At 39.1% G+C, this 20,238-nt stretch carries 9 protein-coding genes; 1 reads left to right on the plus strand and 8 read right to left on the minus strand.

Translation table 11 applies throughout. From position 1 onward, the window contains the following. Window positions 1–29: 29 nt before the first annotated feature. The 7 genes from BVH04_RS00040 to BVH04_RS00070 form a co-directional block, all read right to left on the minus strand. Window positions 30–4,208, minus strand: coding sequence for an Eco57I restriction-modification methylase domain-containing protein (locus BVH04_RS00040; protein ID WP_086539293.1), 4,179 nt, complete (start codon window positions 4,206–4,208; stop codon window positions 30–32). Window positions 4,209–4,249: 41 nt separating this feature from the next. Beyond that, window positions 4,250–5,164: a bacteriophage abortive infection AbiH family protein gene (locus BVH04_RS00045; protein WP_086539294.1), complete on the minus strand. Its 915-nt coding sequence runs from the start codon at window positions 5,162–5,164 to the stop codon at window positions 4,250–4,252. A gap of 139 nt (window positions 5,165–5,303) precedes the next feature. Then, on the minus strand, window positions 5,304–6,836 hold the full coding sequence (locus BVH04_RS00050; RefSeq protein WP_169714326.1) for an RNA-binding domain-containing protein: 1,533 nt from the start codon (window positions 6,834–6,836) through the stop codon (window positions 5,304–5,306). Window position 6,837: 1 nt separating this feature from the next. Beyond that, the gene (locus BVH04_RS00055; RefSeq protein ID WP_086539296.1) at window positions 6,838–9,666 is read right to left on the minus strand and encodes a helicase-related protein; all 2,829 of its coding nucleotides are present in this window, start codon (window positions 9,664–9,666) and stop codon (window positions 6,838–6,840) included. Continuing rightward, window positions 9,663–14,897, minus strand: coding sequence for a DEAD/DEAH box helicase (locus BVH04_RS00060; protein ID WP_086539297.1), 5,235 nt, complete (start codon window positions 14,895–14,897; stop codon window positions 9,663–9,665). The genes BVH04_RS00055 and BVH04_RS00060 overlap by 4 nt, the downstream gene beginning before the upstream one ends. 135 nt (window positions 14,898–15,032) lie before the next feature. Next, window positions 15,033–15,566 carry a hypothetical protein gene (locus BVH04_RS00065; protein WP_116116429.1) on the minus strand — a complete coding sequence of 178 codons (534 nt, stop codon included), beginning with the start codon at window positions 15,564–15,566 and terminating at the stop codon, window positions 15,033–15,035. Between the two features lie 188 nt (window positions 15,567–15,754). Further along, window positions 15,755–16,276, minus strand: coding sequence for a helix-turn-helix domain-containing protein (locus BVH04_RS00070; protein ID WP_086539299.1), 522 nt, complete (start codon window positions 16,274–16,276; stop codon window positions 15,755–15,757). 1,662 nt (window positions 16,277–17,938) lie between these two features. On the opposite strand from BVH04_RS00070, the gene BVH04_RS00075 reads away from it, so the two are divergent. Beyond that, complete coding sequence (locus BVH04_RS00075; protein WP_086539300.1) at window positions 17,939–18,523, plus strand: hypothetical protein; 585 nt, start codon at window positions 17,939–17,941, stop codon at window positions 18,521–18,523. 278 nt (window positions 18,524–18,801) lie between these two features. On the opposite strand, the gene istA is transcribed toward BVH04_RS00075, so the two are convergent. Further along, window positions 18,802–19,644, minus strand: coding sequence for an IS21 family transposase (gene istA, locus BVH04_RS00080; RefSeq protein WP_169714327.1), 843 nt, complete (start codon window positions 19,642–19,644; stop codon window positions 18,802–18,804). Window positions 19,645–20,238: the final 594 nt, after the last annotated feature.

A 20,238-nucleotide genomic window follows, 5' to 3' on the forward strand; every position in this document is an offset into this window, starting at 1 on the left:
ACTCTGTTTATAAATCAATTACAGAATAGTTAGTTTATCTTCATAACCCTATACCCCATTCCCCCAAACTCAAACTTATCATCCTCCATTTTTCCCAACATAGCCTCTGAAAGAGCTGATTTTAACAGTATTAGCTTGTAGCCGTCTGGGGTGAAGGTTCCTTTCTCACCGGATTCTTGGATGATGTATTTCATTTCCTTGGCGTCGGTGCTGCGGATGGTGACCTTGGAACCTACACCTATTTTCTGGGTAGAAGGCTGGGAGAACAGGGGTGTGGTAGCTTCAAACAAGCTTGGCTGTGGACTTAGTTTAGGCGGCTTGGGCTTAGTTTCTTTAGGCCCTTTCCCCTTCACATACCATTTCGATACTTCCTCCGGCACAAGATTCCCTTTTTGCTCGTAGAATGCCTCAATATCCTTCTGCTTTTGAAGACCTTGCTTGGCTTCTTCTTCAAAGTACTGATGATTCAACTCCAGTAAGCGCTTAAGGATTTCTTTTCGGGCATCAGGATGTATTGTGTACCGGACACGGTCATTTTCAGGAAGGTAATCCACTTCATAAAAATTATGGAGAAGTTCTATATCCGACCAACCATATGCTTCCAGAACAGCTTGGTCCATTTCTTTGTGGAGTTCTCTAAGTCGGTGGATTCCTTGAAGTGCATCAATGCAAGTTTGTTGGTCTTGTTTACTTCTTACCTCAATATCGACAGAAGTCATAAATTCCAAATGAAACAGATTATATAGTTTAGTTAAGCCCAAGTGGATCTTTTCCATGATATTTGACCTGAGTAAAAAATATATAGATCCTATGTTATCAAGCCTCTGAGAGATACTGGGATTAGTGATTTTTGGAAAAGGGAAAGTTTCAAAGCAATCTGAAGCGGCATATCTTCTATCACCTTTCATGGAAGATGAATAATTCCATGCCCAATATTCATGGAGAGCTGATTGAATAATTGAATAATGCACAAAGTCCTTGAATGTGAGAATAACTGTAGCATCAGAAAAAACTGTATTAGGATTATAAAAATGAGGGGCATGCGTTTTCGTTACTCTTGTTAAAACTAAAACCCTGTCCATTAGAGCAATTGTTTGATAGAGCTCTTTGCGCATCCTTAAAAATTGCCACCAATATTTAGCTCCCCTATCACCTTTCATAGAGATTCTCTCTGGTTTCACAAATTGTTCTACTATTCTATAACAATCTGGAAACTTACGAGCCTGTTCTTCAGTCCAGTCAAAAAAATTAATAACCCATCGGCTTGGACTTTGATCAGGGCGGTTATTTAGGTCTTCTCCATTTAGGTATGGGAAGAGTACTTGCATGTTACGAGGGTCTTTAGCAATTAATGATGTTGCTTCCTCTGGTTCCAAAACGAATCCCTTACCAAGTATTATACTACCTTGAAAGCTCTTGTTTTGATTGGAATTTAGCTTAAATGGATTTCCTTTATTTTCAGAATCATCCAAATATGGAGTAATTGTTTTCACTTTCTTACCCCCCAAAATAAAATCCCCCTTCCAATCTTGTTTAGTAATAGTAACTAAAGCCACTTCCACAGCAGCAACACCGGGCCATTTCATACTTTTTACCGCAAAATTTATTGTGCCATTTTGCTTTGCAATTACGTCCAATCCATCTTCCCTGGCTTTTCCTTGAGCAATAGTATTGGTAGAAATCAAGGATTGAAAACCTCCTGATTTAATGATGTCAAATGATCGGCGAAAGAAATAGGTGACTAAGTCAACTGCTCCAATCGGACTATACTGATATTTGATAAATTCCAGAAAGCTATCTCCAAAGTTCCCACTTAACTTCTGACCTCCTAAAAACGGTGGATTACCTAAAATACAATCAAACCCACCTTCCTGAAATCCTTCGGCACCCTCAGGATTTTTGCTTGTCGCAAAAACCTCCGGGAACTCCAGAAAGTAGTGGAAAAAGCCATTTTCTTGAGCCAATACCGCCGCCTTAGCAGGTGGCATACCAGTAGGAACTGTTTTTTCTCTTAGATATTTCCTGTAAGTCCCATCTGTACAGATATAGCCTTTGTTTTCAGATGTCTTGGGAACAAAGAACTGAGCTACTTGCATATCTGCCAGACTCTTCAGTCTGGAATAGTTAGTCCCTGTATTGAGTTCTGCGAATTTCTTTTGCTTCGCTTCTATCTCCTCTGGAGTACGTTCAGGAAGATTTTTAAAGAGTTGAAATTGCTCGATGGCTTTGCTGACTGATTCGTTAACATTATCGCTGTACTCCAAGCTGATTTGATCCTTTTGCTTTAGCTCTTCTCTATTTCTATTTCGGAATTGGGTAGCAATGGCCTTATCATCTCCAGGAAGTGCTTTGAAAGCTTCTTCTGCAATTCCTTTTTCCAGCTCCTCCTTATGAGCAAGCCCGACGATGGCATCGCCGCATTTGATCTTATGATCCAGGAAGTTTAGCGGTTCTCCGGGACTATGTGCTTCCAGCCATAGTGCTACTTTACACAGCTCTACCGCCAGCGGATTCTTATCTACTCCGTAGATGCACTCTCGGATTACATCCCGCACAGCCTGTCTCATGGCAGTAGGAGTGGGCTGGTCTTCACCAGTTCTGGCCTTGGCCAGTTCGGTGCCTATCCTGCGTGCTGCTGAAAGTAGAATATGTCCACTACCGCAGGATATATCCGCTACTTTGATGGCAAGCAGTGCCCTTTCTTGGAGTACTTTTTTGGGAGCCTGATTGGAAGGGACTTTCAGTCTTTCTTCCGGTTTTTCCAGACAATCCTGAATGATATACTCCAAAGAATGCTTGATCAGCGGACGTACCAGTTCTTCTGGCGTATAGTGAGATCCTGAAGAAGATCGATCCGTTCCCTGCACAAAGCCAAAGTTTGGTGAGGTATCCAATTCTGTAAATACTGGTTCGAATTCCAGCAGCCCTTGATAGACTGATCCGAATTCTTCCACATCCAGATCCCCATAGTTTACTTTTACCAATTGCTTACGTTGCTCATCTTCGAAATAGCAGAGTCGGTAGATCACATAGAGCAAGTCTTCATTCTTCAGTTTGCTATGGCTTATTATTCCCAAAGCTCCAGAATGAAAAATCCCGGAGCCCAGCGGCTTGATCCCAAGCTTTTCACCATACTTGCCAGACTCAAAAAGCTGAAAGGTAATTTTGAGATTCTCCCACAGATCATGTTTAGCACCTTCAATAAATATCCTTCGCAATGCCAGGTTTCTTACCCGACCCATGCTGTAATAGTCATAATAGATTTTTCGAAGCTTAGAGAGTGCTTCATCTTGTTTTTCTGGATATACCAAGCCACGATCCTCCGTAACCAACAAGAATAAAAAGCGGTAAATCAGTCGAAGCAGGAAAAGATAGTATTGCTTTCCGGAGAGTTCTCCATTCTGTACCATCTCCCGTAGCTCTGTATTTTCCGGATGTTTGAGAAAGCCATTTCCAAGACGCTTGATAGAGCTTTCTACTGCTTCTGATAGCTTTTCACGAATTCGTGTTCCTGAAGCCAGTGACTCCTGATGATAGTATTCTATAAATGATTCCTCTCCCGCATTCTTCTCCTTTGGCATTCGGCTGGCATGAAGAATTCGATAGAGTATCGCGAAGTCTGCGAAGAGTTCTTCCTCCATCATTTTCTCCAGGTCAAACTCCAGATAGGTCAGTCTTACCAATCGAGTTGCATCCCTCAATAATCTTAACTGCTTGCCATTCGTGACTAAGGCATATAGGTAATCATCTGTCTTATTCAGGTATTCCTGCAACAATCCATGAGGAGAAAGTCGAGGGCCTGAGGTTTCACGACGCTTATCCAAGCTGTCATGAATTCCCATGATATGGACAGGAAAGCCTTCAAGGTTACTGGATCTGTGGCTGATGGCATAAGTTTTCCCATCGATGTTTGCAGCATTGGACTTATCCAGTTCATAACCCAAGGTGGACAGAAAGGGAAGCATCCAGAAGTTTCGTGTTTCGGAAGTGCCGCTTTCATTTTCAGGAATACGTTCCTTACGAAATTTGAAAGCCTGCCAATATCCTCTGGCAGAAGCCCAAGCCAATCCGACTTCATCCCGGACTTTTGTTCCCTTAATCAGACCAAAATCCACCGAAGTTTGGTACTTGATATCCTCGGATACCAGTTTGTCCAGAATCTCTCCTGATACGATATTACCCTGTATGTTTATGCTTGGGAAGTTCATTTGTACATTAGTATTTCGGAATTATTTACAGTTATCTGCCTTTAAAAAAGAGGCAATTGCTCGGTGTCAATTTCATTCATTCGCAGAAAAGACACATTGTCCGATTTTACTCCAATATTTTTTAAGAACCCTTGTTTCGCTTCAATTTCTGATTCGAAGTGAAAACTCACAATCCATTTCACTTTGTCTAAATCAATATTCTTAACGATCTCTCTAAAATACTCCATATCAACTATTGACATAGAGTGTCCCAGTACAACGACCTCCTCAATGTTAGCAAGACACCTAAAGTATTTTTCGTTTTCAGTAATAATCTGTATAGTGTTTTTGTAATTCTCTATGAAATACCTATTGATGGTTCTATTTGCTTCAATGAGCCTAATGTCAGACTCCGCATCTCCCTCTCCATCTAATTGCTCTAAAGTAGATGGGTCTCGCCCGTGTCCTAAAATAATATCAGAACCAACCTCGTTGATGTTGCCATGGATGTAAAAAATATCTTCCCTTTTAACTAAATAGAGACTTTCCAAAGTGTTGGTATAATTAAAATTAAAAAAAAGTGACTCCTTTTTTATCATGGCTCTTTCCCCGTTTTCATCTCCTTTTGGTGAAATGGTTCTAATCCATTCTTGAAACCTTTGCTTCAAATCTGAAGTTAAACTTCCAATTATCTTATTTACTTCATATTGGTAATCATGATGACCAGAGTCACTCCAATCTTCTGCTACGTAATCTTGTAGATAATTTAAACAGTAATCTACTACATCATCAGCTTCAAGATATTCGAGTACAGCTTCAAAATTTGACCATAGCTCGTGTGACTGAAGGTATTTTTCAATATTTTGAAGTAATTCATTATCATTTACTTCAAGATATTCCTTGAAGTTCCAGTATCCTGTTTTTAGGCCATGAAATAGATCAAAACCATTTCCAATCACATATAGCTTTTTAGTCATTTTTTTATTCGCTTAGTTAAATTTCATCCGAACTCATTTTGATTTTTTACGAACTGGGTTTCTTTTCTTACGAACTCAAAATCGGTTTCTTACGAACTCACTTTCCTACTTTTTCGTCGCTGACAAACTTCCGTATGCCTTATCCATCTATGGTTATAAGTATTATCCATTTTCCTGATTTTGTAGCTCCTTCACGATCCAAAAGAGCCTCTCTGCGCATATTAGCGATACTTTTCTCTACTCCTCTACTCGAAATTCCAATTGACTGAGCCATTTCCGCAGCAGTGATTTTTTCATCTTCCTGAATGAGAAGAATAATTTTTAGTGCATTTTCCCCAAACTGTTCTATGATTTCTTCCGAACTGAAAGTGGATTTCTTCCGAACTTTAGTTTTCGACCTCCGAACTTTAGTTGACTCCAAAAAGGCTGGATGAACTGGAAGTATGACATGGAAAAAGCTCCGGTCTTCATCCGTATTATACTCTGGTGAAGGAGATCCATTAGTCTCCATGGCTTTCCGGATTGCAGGAATCCCAGTTGCTTTACCTTCTGTCAAATCTAATTCCTTCAAGAAGTCTCCCAACCTACGGTTACGATATCTTCTTGGGAATACAGTACCGCTTTTAAACTCTGAAAGCTTGATGCTGCGATCTGGTCCTCCATAGTTGATCACCATTAAGCGATCTGGGTAGACACGGATTTCCACTGGTTCTCGCGTCTGATAGTCCCGATGGTATAATGCATTAGCGATTACTTCTTCTAAGGCTTCGTAGGGATAGTTCCAAACCCGATCTGACTCTGCTTGCCCCTTGATCTTTGTTGTCTTTTGCTTCAGTACATTGATCTTCAGATAATCCAGCGTTTGTTTGATCATTTGATCCACAGGACCATTAATTGGAGGCGCCTCAAAAAACTCCGGATCTGATTCGCCCTTTGGGAAATGAACAATTTCTACATGGGAATAGGGAAAGTAGATTTCCGGATTCTCGGTAAACATCATCAATGCGACATTCCGAGGATGAAGCATTTCCGGTGGCCCATATAGCAATTGCATCTGTGAAAGAATCTGCTCAGCCTTAAGTGTATATACAGATTCCAAAAGTTTACTGTCTACTTTTTTCAAATACTCTCTCAACAATATCATTGAGACCTTCTCATAGCTTACCTGCGAGTTTGGTCGATCATCAAAGGGAATCTTTCCACTTAATGTGATCAACTCTTCTCTTTGGCTCTTATTGGCCTTCAAACTACTTGATCCATAGCGGATGTAGTAAGTATACTTCTTGTCTTTGGCTTTAATCTCGTCCGGTACTTCGTAAGGCCTATTATCTCCGGCATAGACCCATATTACCAGCACTTTTGCTCCTTCAATTTCTTCGATACTGATTTTTGGATGATAAGCTGGATTGATCAGATTATTCATCCCAACCATTTCTTTCAGAATCCCATCAATTTCATCCTCTTTCAGGCCAATTGGAGGAAGTACTGGTCTGCCATTCTCCTCATCTATTCCCACAATAATATATCCACCCCCAATGTCATTGAAGTCATTCGCAAAGGCACATATAGATCGATAGATTGGCCCAGGATTCCAGCCACGCTTATACTCCACACGTTCGGACTCCACTGCTCGTCCTAAAATCAAATCAGTAATATTAATTGGTAGCGCCATATCAATCAATTGCAAATTGTACGGGTGTCGGCAGGAATACATATACTCCCAAAATATCCGGCGGTAAAATAGGATGAACTGCTTCATAGCGTTTTCCTCCAACCAGCTTCTTAAATCTACCGTGCGCTTCCACCAACTGAACTGATCTTTCTTCAGCAATCGCCACAAACTCATCCAGTCTTCCTTGAAATAGCGACATCTGATGATTGAAGGTGTCTATTTGTCTTTCTTTGGATAAGTTTTGAGCACTCTCAGCTTCGAAGAGTAATTTCTTACACGATGCATAGTCCAAAATATCTCCTCCCTTTGAGAGTCCTTCAAAGCCCCAGAGGTACATCTCTTCTGAGATGTTTTCGACTTTACTTTGGACCTCTTTAATCACATTTCTAACTCGAAACTGAATGATGGTAGTTTGGGTAGTGACAGAAGAAGTTTGAATCACTGCAGCACGTGCCACTTGGTCGAAATCAGCTTTTTGCTCGAAAGCCAGGGAAAGTAAATATTGACACAATTGCTCCGTAAACTTATGATTCCTTCCAATGTACCTATAGCCCTCAGGGGTAGGGGAATGGAAGCTTACTCGGTAATCTGACTTAGTCCCCAAAGCTTCCCTAAGGTGGGGAGGAAGGTTTTGAAGAAGAATTCGATAACCGTTTGCTTCTTTTTGATGGCTTCCTTTCAGATGGACTATTCCGTTGAGCACCAAAGTCTCCACAGATTGGATATCTCCAATCGCCTCATCTACTTTTCTCAGATCATCTTCGATCTCTTCTTGAGGGACTGACATGTGGGCAAAAATGCTTCGTAGGTTTTGGGCTTTAAGCTTCGCTGCTTCCAGCTCTCTGGTAATGATGGATTCTTGATAATCAGAGCCAAAATCAAGACTGATTTGAGATTTTTCTAAGGCCTTTTGCGGATCCAGAAGCACTTCGTTCAGGACTGCATCCATGATGGATCGATTATCCTCACCGAGACTGATGGATACGCCTGTGGATTTCTGTATATCCCTCACTTTCCTAATCAATACTTTTAATACAATAGCATCGATTGGATTATCTTCCCCCCAAAGCAACCATGTTTTTACCTCAGGACTATTTTGTCCATAACGATCCACCCTTCCTTCCCGCTGTTCCAAACGATTGGGATTCCAGGGCAAATCATAGTGAAGCACCGCATTAAAGCCTTTTTGTAAATTGATTCCTTCGCTCAAACAATCTGTAGCAATCAACACTCGTTTGTCGGATTTCTCCATCTCCTCAATTCGCTCTCTTCGTTGCTCATCTGGAAGCTCGGAAGTAATCGCTTGCACTTCTATGGATTTTGGCAGATTAGCCTTGAATATTTCCTCCAAGTACTTGGCTGTTGCTATGTATTTACAGAATATGATCGGATGATACCCTTCCTTAATCCAATCCTTTACAATGTTCAAAGCATTTGCTGCTTTTTTATCTTGCTTAAGGTTTGCCAATTCTTCTAAATCTGCAGCAAGGCTTTTCAAAATCTCGATTTCAGATATTTCCAACCCTGCTTGATCCAATAGCTCCATTTGGGTAGAATCGGTATCTTCTTCAATTCTTTCTATAACGGGATTTTCTTCATAGATTATTTCTGGAGCATCCCCTTCACTTCGCTGAATCTTTCCTTTTAGCATTTCCAATCCAGCTGCGGGTGAAGACATTATCCCTCTTAGTAATGCAAGAGCGGCCCAGTACTTACCCTTTAATCCCTTATGCTGCTCAGCTCCTTTAGTCAGTCCTCTTGCAAAAGCCTGAGCTTCTCGAAAGAAGTGGATGTAGTCTGGAGATAGTTTATAGCCAATTTCTTTAGTGTCTCGCTCAGGAAAAGGCGTCTCCTCTGATAGCCACTTCCTAATCTGTTCTCTTTTCCGTTGGATAAAATACTTGGAAAGTTCTTCCCGCTTTTTTTGATCGAAATCCGACAGATTGATTTTTTCAAATTCTGGTTTTAGTAAACCCAAGAGGGATTGAAATTCTTCATCTTTTCCACTATGAGGAGTGGCAGTAAGTAACAGAATCTGTCTTTTCTGATCTTTCGCAAGATCATGAAGTAAGTGATATCGCTGTTGTTGTGAAGGGGAGCTTGCACCTGCAGGTTTGGTAGCTGTATGCGCTTCATCGACGATCACAAACTCTGGGCAATCCGTCAAAAAAATGGGCTTTCTGCGGTCGCTTTTGATATAATCAATCGATATGACTTGATAGGGGAATACCTTGAAAATACTTTCTGAGCCTGTAAGTTTTCGCTCCAAAGAAGAAACTGTGCTACTTCGAATTATTTCAGCGTCTATATCCAATTTGTCTTTTAGTTCCTTATGCCACTGCTCACACAAATGAGGCTGGCATATCACAGCAAATCGTTTGACTTCACCTCGCTCTATTTGTTCTCTCAGGATAATCAGCGCTTCGATTGTCTTACCAATCCCTACATCATCAGCAATCAAAAGCCGAACTACTTCTTGCTTGAGAGCCATCACCAAAGGGACGATTTGATAGGATCTTGGTCGGAAGGAAAGTTTACCCATGGCCCGAAAAGGGCCACTGGCATTTCGAAAAGATAGGCGAGAAGCTTCAAACAGAAGTTTGGCTGTCTCAAAATCTCCCAAATCTTCACTTTCAGGCCTTGGGAAAGAAGCTTCTTTCCATTGGTCCTCTGGAACCATTAATGGCAAAAATATTCCGGTAGCTTCATCATCTGAGCCTCCCAGTGGCTTGACTTTTAAAATATCCTGATCGTCAGTTGGCAATACAACCCATTCCCTTCCACGAAGAGAAATCAGCTTACCGGGGGATGGTTTTTCTTTTGTGATCATACTTTTCTAAAAATATCTTTTCTTCTATCAATCAAATCCGAGACAGACTCTGTATAGTACCATTCTATTACATCGATCCCTTTTTCTCTTAAAATTATTCTCTTGTGACTATCATCCTCTCGAACTTCTTTTCGATCATGAACTGAGCCATCACAAAATATAATTGCTCTTATATTTTGATCCCGATTTAAGAATACAAAATCGGCACTTATATATACTCCAAGTGGCTTACTTAGATTAATTTGAGCTTTATCAGGCAATAAATAATCATTCTTATACAAGTGATCAATCAAGCGTCTCTCCATATCGGAATTAGAATCGTATCGCTCCATCAACTCTTGGAAATGGGCATCTCTATCACTGTGCCCACTATTACCTGCTCCAGTGGTATCGACTTCACAAATCATCAAAAGCTCCAGAGCTGATTTGATTTTAAAACGATCCAATTTCTCATGGTATCGCTGATTGTAATAGGAAAGCAAGTCATCGTAGCTTGCCTTTGGCTTATTCGGAGCCAAATCTTCCTTCGTTTTCGGATCAAAGTACATCAAGGAATAAGCCTCTCTAAATACTTCTCTCAACTTAGCTGGATTCTGTACCATTTGAGATAGTATCCCTAAACTTCCTTCCGCTGATTCATAGATTAAAATATTTCTGGAATCCTCAGGACCTAAGAACCATACTCCAACTTCTGATTCTTCAATTTGGAATACTTGCTCTATTGCTCTTTTCAAAGCATAAGTAAGAGATATTACCCCATCTTCATCCAAGTCCAAAGCTTTTATGGGCTGCATATACAGACTGTCTGCCGTATCAGTCGTATACAAGTGAACTGTCATAGCAGGATCATTTTCGCGATCAGGATTATTCAACTCTGCTTTTTTCAGCCACTTGCCTGAAACTTTCCCAATGGTAAAGCCTATTTCTTCATCGCCTTCAGGTGACTTCGATGATCTCCATCTTTTATTTACCTGGATCAGCTTTGCCGCTGGGCAATAAATTAAATTCATCAGATCATGTCCTGAAGCATTAAGCACTGTCTTTTTTGTGCTATCAATTCCCTTTGGGAAGTTGAAAAACTGCTCTATTTCATAGCCTGAAGACATCCGTTCCTCTTCCTCTGAAGAAATCCTCTCTTGTGGCCAGGTGTCAGATTCTACAAGCTCCATGATATTCTTATATACCATAGCATTTGATTGCCCCTTTAAAGGTTCTTGTGTAATCGGATCATTATTAACCGTCTTGCCATCTTCACCTAACCAAGCATAGCCTGTTTTGGTAGAAATTTTTAAAAAGTCAGTTTTAGCATCAGAATCAGAAAGTTGCATTCGTGTAACTCTGAATTTGCCTCCGTTATGATAGATTAAATTTCCTGGACCAAATTCTCTTAGCGCAATGAATCGAGGCCTCGATATAAATACTCCTTCATCTTGGCTTCGCTTTCCTATAAACGCCCGGACAGGAAGTCTTGTAAAGTTATAACCTGGCAGAAACCCTTCTGCAGCCAAATATCTGTAGATATAAAACTCAGATTCATTCGTTCCGTCCCTTTTTGAGACATTTAAAAGTAAATCCCTTTGTCGCTGGCCGATTGCTTGCATCCGCTTTGCTTCTCTCGCCTCGGAACTATCCTTACTAAATGTAGGGTCCTCAATGACTCTGCTGGACTGTTCTATAAGTTTTGCCGCATTTTTGAATAAAGTCCTCCATCGGTCAAAACTCTTATCAAGATTACTTGCGAACTCACTGCAGCTCAATTCCAACCAATCATCTGTAAACCAACTGGAGTTCTCTAATGCAGCATATTTGTCAGTAATCACTTTCTTAAATCCATTAGTCCATGAAGACTTATAATGGAGCGTTTGATCTTCGATAAAATCAAGAGTCTTCTGAAAAACAGGTAGGTTTTTCTTCTGATCAATATCCACAAAATCCTTTACTGAGTTATTAATATTTGTTAGCCCTAAATTCATGAATATGTAAGCATTCAAATGGGAAGCAATCAATTCCTCATTAATCAAGTCTATCCTCGGTGCCTTAACCGAACCCGCCACCATATCAATTGAATTCCTAAAATAATGGCGGTCATGAGGTGAAGTATTTGAGCAATAGGTAAACACCAAAGCAGTTTGTCCACTTCTGCCTGCTCGACCACTTCGCTGAGCATAATTTGCTGGATTTGGAGGCACATTTCTCATATGCACAATGCTTAGGTTGGCTATATCAATCCCAAGCTCCATAGTTGGGGAGCAATAAAGGGCTGAGATATCACCACTTCGGAAAGCTTTTTCGCGTGCAATTCGATCTTGAGCGCCTACTTGTCCTGTGTGTTCTGATGCTTTAAAAAACTTATCAAATCTGGTAAAATCCTGTTGATAGAATTTCTTGAAATAATGATTAGGCTGAATTCTAATGCTGTCGCCTGTTGTATTGATACGTACCTCATCTGGTAATACATTCTCCAAATCACCCAGCTTCCAAATCACCTTTTCGACTCTGAGCTGAAATCCTCTTACAATTCCCTTTTCTCCTGAAATAGGCTTCTCAGAAAGGTAATTTCCCTTTTTAAGCAGGTTACAAAGTGAATCAATAAAGTCTGTCAATTCCTTTCCCTTTATAGAACCCAAGTCATACTTTACGAAAAGCCGCTTGATGTATTTACCTAAGTTTGAAGTAGCCCCTATACTTTCAAAAAATAATCCTTTCTTAACTTTTCCAGCTCGCTCATAGATTAAAAATGGAGGTCTATCTAATCGTTCATCTGCATCCAAAGACCATTCCTTATTTGGATCAAGACGTTGCCTTAACCTTTCTTGGAGAGCTTCTCTATTTCCTTCATCAAAGAGATAATAATCAAAAGCAAAAGCTGTTCTGAAGTAATTCAGGACATGAAGAAGAATCTGTTGCCTTTCATGTGGCTCTATTGTTTCTAACAATTCATTACCTACAAAGAAGGACTCTTTTTGAGTGAATTCTTCTAACTTATAATAATCAACATCTAACAAGGCACATTGCTCGAGGTTTGGCGTATTATATCGCCAGCCCCTTCTCAAGTCAAAAAGGATTCTAACTTTTAAATAATCTTTTAATGCTTTTTCATTATCCTCATCAGGCCATTCTGGATCACTTGGATTCTTGGCATAATCTTCTTCTCTCAAGCCAAGGGTTTTGAACACTGAATCAGAAATCGTATCAATAGTCAAGCTTTGATTCTCAGCCAATTTCAGTGCTCTATAAATAGATGATCTCAACCTTCCAATCATCAAAAAATCATTGAAATGACCAGTTTGAAGAGATGCATCTTGCCTATTGTCTGTAAAACTCAACAACTTTTGATCGGCTTTAGGTATCTTTTGTTCAAACTGGGCTTTCAGAATGCTAAATGTAGAAATCGTAGTTGCTGTGCTTCTACCTACATTACCTACTTTCATTAGCTTGGTATTTTCCCGCGTTCGTGGATCATATATCACTCCGCATGTTGGATCTAAATACAATGGGGCTGCAATAAACCACCCAGTTAGATTGAAGCCATCGATAGGTTCTTCTGAAAAACTCCCTGCTTCGTTGAAATAAACTTTGCGAGGAATTCGATACTCATAAAAGTTATCAATCTGGATTTGCCCCTTCTTCTCCTTCCACCAAGTTTCAGGAAGAGACTCAATCATTTCATCATTCCAAATTTCTTCCCCGGAGTAAGAGAGAATTAAATAACCTGCATCAAAGTTGTTGTCCTCCAGTTTTTTCTTAGCTCTTTTTTCATCCCTATTCCCCTTAAGCTCATCTTTTGTGATTTTTGGAGGCAGGTCGTCAGGCTCACGTGGCTCAAACTTACTTTCGGAAAAATTCTTTTTCACGCACAAGAAATCATGTCCGGTATATCTGCTGAATAATATCGGGAAAATGAATTTCTCAGTGCCCCCTTCTTTCAAATACCTTCCATCTTCAAGAGTGATTTTTCGCGATTCTCTATTGCCTAATGTGACGTAAACGTTCCCCGTCTGAGAAATAAATTGATGAATCTTGAAAGGTAGGAATGATTGACGATTTGATATATTTTTAATATTTAGCTTCTCTGACCATTCAAAAAATCTCGTCAGAAAGATCTTGCATCTGGTTAGATCATTAAGCCTTGAGGCGAGGTTTAACCTTTCCACAATCTTGCTTAACCCAAGCGGTTTGGCTCTTTTTATTTTTCCATCCAGTCCGGTCGTCAAAGCAATTTCATTTTCAAGCCATATGGCTAAAGGATGAACTCTGAACTGCTCTTCGGAGCCTTCCAGATCAACTTCCATTGCCATGACTTCCTGAAGCTCAATAGCAGATGGAGGTTTATCAGTACTTCGTGTGACAGTCTCCAGAGTCTCTCCAATGATTTGGTTTTTTAGAAAAGGTTCTCCAAAAATCTCAGATGCAACATCTGCAACAACTTGCTTTTCGTCGAGACTATCCTCTCCTGATGCCATTGTAGCTGAAGTCCCAATAGATAAAATTTTATTTGAGCAAATTGATTTTAGTCTTCTGATAAGCATCGAAACATCAGCACCTTGCCTGCCTCTATAAGTATGAAGCTCATCAAAAATAACATATTGAAGATTTTCAGAAATTGATTTTCTGATTGATGTTTCTTTACCCCTGGTGAGCAGTAATTCAAGCATCATGTAGTTAGTTAGGAGGATATCAGGAAAGTTACCTTCAACTTCCTTTCGTTTTTCTTCTGATTCTTGACCTGTGTACTTTTTAAAGGTTATAGGAAAATCTTCACCATAATTGTCAGCAAATTTTTGTATCTCCTCCTCCTGAGAGTTGATAAGCGCATTCATAGGGTAGACCAAAATTGCTTTAATTCCAGGCTTCCCTGGATTCTTAAACAGGAAGTCGAAAATAGTACCGAGAAAGGTTAGAGACTTACCAGAGCCAGTACCTGAAGTCACGATAAATGATTGTTTGCTTCCCCCAAGTCGAATGGCTTCTTCTTGATGAGTAAATAAGTGATAACCTTTAAAAACCCGGTTCATGTTTGGATGAAGAAGGCCTTCTTTTACTAAATCATCTAATGCAGCAGCTTTCTTAAAGGAAGGATTAAATTGGATGAGAGGTTCTGGAATATACTCATGTTCCTTAAAAGCATTCTCAACTACTTCATTGATCCTCTGATCCTTAATGATGTTGAAACTTTTCAGATAATCCTTGTAATCTTCTACTATCTTTTTATGAACTTCAAATGCCTGCATTGTTAAATTAAAAGTCTGTGTAAGAAAAAGTAAGTTAAAAATAGTGGAAAGGTTGACAAGTAAAAATTAATACTTTTTCCTGTAACAAATTTTTTTACGCCCCTTACCATTAGCAAGGGGCGTTTGATTGTTATCCTAAATTTCAATAGCCACGTAATCCCACAACGCTATTCGATATCCTAAGATTACACCGCCCTTGTCAAACTGAGTCACCTTATCTTTGACATAGAAGTTACCAACAGGAAAGTAATCGGGGAAAGACCTGAAGTCAACCAAGTCCCCAGTTTGCAGGGAGATTGCTTCTTGAAATTGTAAGATATTGGAAGGGTTAGATTTATCCCAATAAAACTGAGTAATCGTTTTTGGGATAGTAAGCCCTACTTGCGAAGTATCTGTTAGAAAATAGCAAGGATCATCTTCTCTCATGCAATTATAAGTAAAGACCTTCTTCATCTCCTCTAATAATATCTGAAGAGATTTATTTCCTGTATTCAGACCTGCTAAACACCGATAAATAGCGGATCCAGGATCTTTAACATGACATATTATTGGGTTTGCAGCCATGAAATTTATTAATTTTTGGTGTTTAGACTTTGCTTCAAAATTTCCTTTGAGCCAAGGGGCCATTGTGCTTACTTCTGTGAAAAGTATTTCTAATTCTGTATTCATAATACTTTGGTTATGTGTATGTATAAGGAATTTCCTTACCAAAGCATAGGGGGGTATACTATATCATGGGTGGGGTCAAAAAATATTTCCATAATTTTTTTTTGAGAGAATTGATTTCCAAGACTAAAAAAATAATGCGCAAGATATTTTCCTATCCTGCGCATCATCAAAAGCAATTGGCTTAGAGCCTATATCCCTTCTTCAGGTGGCCTTAACCTTGATAACAACTCATCCCATTCTTTGATTTCCTCCTTAACGATAAGGACAATGTATTTGAGAGTAAGATCACGTTCTGCTCCAATTTTCTGAATTATGTTCTGTAATCTTTGAATATCATGCAAATCCTGACCAATTTTGGATTTCTTGGTGCCTTCCTCCTCTGGCCGAATTCTTATTAATAATTCTTCCCAGCCTTTGATTTCTCCTGTTAATAAAAGACTAAGAATTTTCAGCCCAAGGTCTCTTTCTTCCTCAAACTTTTGAATACGATTTAGTAACCTTTGGATTTCGTCCACAGCATCTGCAATGTCAGGTTTCCTATAATCCTTAGCTGAAAGATTACGTTTTTTTCGCCAAGCTTGAACCCATTTTCTAATTTGATCCGGGCTGTTGATCCCCATGTCCTTAGCTATCTTACCGGAACTTTCACCATTTAAAAACCTTCGTATAGCTTCATCTTTTACTGATTGATCATAAAACTTTCTTGACATAATAATTTATATTTTGGTTGGAATAGATTCAGTTGCAAATTGAATATATATTGATTTAATGCACGACGTGTTACGTGAATGTAGGACAGTTTTTTAATAAAAAAAATATAAAATATTGAATATTTATGCTTTGAAATATTAAATATTATACATTTAAATAATACATATATAAAATATCTAAAAACAATATATGGTCAGTCCGTTTTTTTGTTAGGTGATATTATCAGGAATGAATTAAGGCTATGTCATTCATTCTTGTCTTGACTTTTACTTTTGGAAGTTATTCACCAAGGGCTTCGAAGCTTAGTGCTTGATAATGTTTTTGATTGCTTTTGTAGGAGTAGGGAGAAATAGAATGAATAGAATATGAATTCGATTCTCATTTCTCCTTGATCAAAGGGGCTAATGCACTTGGTTGTTATTCCGTATTTCCATTCAGGTTCGAGCATTAGTGAGTAGAGAGATGCTCCAATAAAGTACAGAATAATCAGGAATAAGATTTAGGTTTGGCTTTATATTACTTTGAGAAACCTGCTGTTCGAAGGTGAATTATGTTGCGCTTTACTAAACCCTATACAATCCTTCCAAAACTTTCTACTGTTGGTACTTCTTTATTCCTATACTATTATTATTTTTTCAGAGGCTATTAGTGGAAAAGGGGTAAACCCCTTTAAATCCCCGCTTCGCATTCGGTTCTACCTCGTCTATCTTTATCCCTGAAACCAGGCAACAGGAACAGATGAATGCAAAGTATGCGTATAAATAATTCCATAGCACAAATTCCAGTCTTAAAACATCGTCCTTTATTAATAACCCAAGCAGCACACAGCATGATTAAGACAGGTGTCTCAGGAATTAGAATCCTTTGATGTGAAAAAGTAATAGTGAGCATGGATAAGCAAAATGAAGCAGGGAGATATGTGAATTGATACTTCCTCTTCAATTACTTTGTTTCCATATTTTTTTTGCGTGTATGCGCGCGTTAGGAGAGATAATCAGGAATAGAATAGTTGTTGGTGGGAGGTTTTGTTGGTGGAGTTGTCTGACGTAATTAGTCCATTGACCTTTTAAGAGTTCTTTTTTTATTTCGTATTCTCTTAATTGCGTGAGTCTGACGAATCCTTAGGAAAAAGAAACCTAAAAAAATATTTCTTAAAAGGTCAGAGCCTATTATAGTAAGGGAGTATTCCTTAAGGTTCTTATCGTAGGGGATGTGTTCGTAAGGGAAAGTAGTCGTAAGGCACCATTCCCCCTACGTCCCTTGCTCCTAAGGGAGCCGGGAGTAGTGGTCAGGTTTGGTGGGCGGGATGTCGTGTTCAGGTCGGTTGGGATGGGGGGATGATAAAGGATTGGACTAAGGATTATGAGCCCACAGGGTGATGTAATGCTGAGTTCAAGAGGAGAGTATACCCTCGTACCTCAGGTATATAAAGGGTGTATTTGAGTTATATTCCTGTTAAAGAGTTGATTATGTCGGAAATAGCGGCACTCTCAATGCCACTGTAGTATAATGGGGTTATCATTAGAGAACAAATCCTATGATTGTTCTCTACAAAATATATTAATCTGTAAAATATGCAAGGGAAAATTTAAAAAGATTATAAAGGTCTTAAGTTTGTTTGTGAGACTTTACTCTTGTAGCATTGCAAGCTTAAATAAGAGATGGCTAAATGGTCAGAAAGTTTAATGGAAAAGGGTAAATTATTAGTTAGGTATATTTCTGGTTACAAGGAACCGGATGAAGATGGAATAATATTGGAAAGCTATAAGTCAGTAAAAATTGACAAAAGTTACTCGAAGCTGTATTCCTCTGGATTGGTGAAACTCAGCATGATGAAAGGTGTGCAGTTTACTTTGTTCATGTTCTTATGTGAGATTTCTAAAAATGATGGGTTGGTATGGTCTGAAAAGCACTATTATGATGAGTTTAAAAAATGGATTAAGAGAGGTAATAATGAACCATTTCCCTATACGACGAGTACAATCAGGAAGGCTTATGCGGAGCTTACTAAAATTGAACTATTGATTAAATTGAATAGGGGGGCTTATAGGATAAATCCAGTTCATTATTGGAAAGGCAGTGGTGATCACGACAGGGTAGCTGCTGTTAAATCCCTTCTTGAAGGTAAAGTTATTGAACCTTGGTATACAGATAATCCGAAAAAGAAGGACTCTAATAAGTCCAAGACCAATATTTCATTTGATATAAGAGGTATAAATTTTGATGATGATGAAATTGAAGAGTAATAAGTGTTCGTCGTTAGTAAAAATGTAGTTTTTGAGGTTTAGGAAGGCATAAAATGAACTTAAGCAAAGAAGCTGGTAAATTAAAAACCTGCGAGCATCTGGATATCAAAAATGTATCAATTAAATCATTTCGTTAAGTTAAATGGGAAAGTCCCTAATTAAGCATTGTCTTTAGAAGGAATGGTCTCCCGGGTTTTGAAATGTTGCTTTCATTCTGTGGTATGTGCATCTACCCTTCATGTCATACAAACCCATCAGTTCTATTCTAAAGCCCAACTTCAGTAGGGTGTAACTTTAATAAAAGCTTCTCCCACCTTGTTTATGAGCGGTGCGTAGATTCTGCTGTAAACAATGCTTACGGTCTTTTCTACCAAAGCTTTGTCCTGAGGCTTTCTGCTCCTTGCAGGAAAAACAGCACAGCTGTAATGGTTGGCAAAGTCCAGGAAGTCAGCGTTGATTATTGGTTCATACTTATCGGCTTTGGTGAATGCACTTTTAAGGTTGTCAGGGACAAGGGCTTTGGGAACACCCCCGAAGTAATGTAAAGCATTTTCTGTGGCGGCGATGAAGTCCTCTTTTCTTTGCGAGGGTATGGCTTCTACGTAGCTGTATTGACTGGCTCCGAGTGTGGCAACATATACTTCCAAATCGGTGATTTCGCCTGTTACAGGGTCGACTGTGCATAGTTTGTCTCCGGTAAAATCTATATAAAGCTTATCACCTGGCACATGTTCGATCCGCATACTTGCAGACAAACCGATACGCCATTGTTTGAAGTGATCGCAGAACTGATAGTAACTATATCCGTCAGGGTGTTTTTGACGATATTCCCCCCATAAGAGCCAACGGTTTACACCTGTTCTTTTAAGTTCTGATTCCATAAACGAAAAGAAGGAAATAAGCTCCTGTGGTCTTTGTTCAGATTTTTGGTCAGGATCAGAAAGTAATACATCAAGCTCCTCATCGCTTTTGATGAGAAGTTCTCCATAGGTTAAAGCTTTGGAATCAACCAATTGAAGGTACTTTTTGACCCTGTTACGGGAAATACCCAAAGTTTTGGAAATGGTTTGCAGTGCCATGCCATTGTCACGGTGGCGAATTATCTGTTTAAGATTACTCATAGTTATCGTTTTTCCTGCCATACTTTACGGTGTTAGTTCTCCCGCAAAGCAAACGATAACTGAAAAAATCCTTGTGGTCAATCACGTCATTCTGGCAATATTGACCACTCTTAAAGAGATGGTCAATACGGTCGGATTGACAGTGGTCAAGATCACCGGAATTGGGTCCCTCGATAGTCAAATATCCCCATAAAAGGGTGGTCAACGTCATCGGAAAAAAGTGGTCAACATCACCGGAACAGGTGGTCAAGATGGATCGGAATATACAGTACGTGAATGCAGGACAGTTTTTCAATAAAAACAATATATATCTCAATTGTACAGCATTGGTAGCTGTCAAAAAATCACATTCCTTCGAAAAGTGTCTTAAAACAGAATTACTATAATACCTATTAGCAGTTACACGCAAAGACAAGTTTTTGACAAAAAATTACTTTCATGAAATGTGAGGTGACATCACAATCATGAACACCTACACTCAAATAAGCATAATCCTTTGTATTACAACTAAATACAACCAATTCACTTTGTTACGAAGCAAAGAAAAACTTCATATAACGAACAACATGCTATTTCCAAACCATTGACTTAATG

The sequence above is a fragment of the Algoriphagus antarcticus genome (assembly GCF_002150685.1).
GTDB classification, from domain to species: Bacteria; Bacteroidota; Bacteroidia; order Cytophagales; family Cyclobacteriaceae; genus Algoriphagus; species Algoriphagus antarcticus.